Source organism: Curtobacterium sp. B18 (assembly GCF_000333375.1).
Classification (GTDB): domain Bacteria; phylum Actinomycetota; class Actinomycetes; order Actinomycetales; family Microbacteriaceae; genus Curtobacterium.
Window position 1 is genome coordinate 1 of the sequence record NZ_BACZ01000618.1, and the last position, 334, is coordinate 334.

1 protein-coding gene is annotated in these 334 nt (G+C 68.6%); it reads right to left on the reverse strand.

Annotated elements, in window-relative coordinates:
- Positions 1-168 precede the first annotated feature (168 nt).
- Positions 169-306, reverse strand: a complete 138-nt coding sequence (locus I5E_RS27095; RefSeq protein ID WP_022907984.1) for a diguanylate cyclase — start codon at positions 304-306, stop codon at positions 169-171.
- Positions 307-334: the final 28 nt, after the last annotated feature.

Consider the following 334-nt stretch of genomic DNA (forward strand, 5'->3'; position numbering starts at 1 on the left):
CGCGATCCTGCTCGGATTGCGTATCGGACGCAGTCGAGGAAGCGGCCAACTGCGCCGCGGCAAGAAACACCAGCACCGAAAACTCCTGCGTGGAGCCGTTGTCATACAAAATCGGGGGTGAGGGGCGTCAAGCCGGAATGGCGCGGCGGATCGCGCTCGCGACGATTTTTACGCCGCCGCCTTCCAACAGACCACGCGGTCGCGGCCGTCGGCCTTGGCGTCGTAGAGCGCGGCGTCGGCGCGGTCGATCAGCGTCTGGGCGCTGTCGTCGGCGAGCAGGCCGGCGACGCCGAGCGAGAGCGTCACCCGGCCGACTTCGCGGCCGGAATTGCGG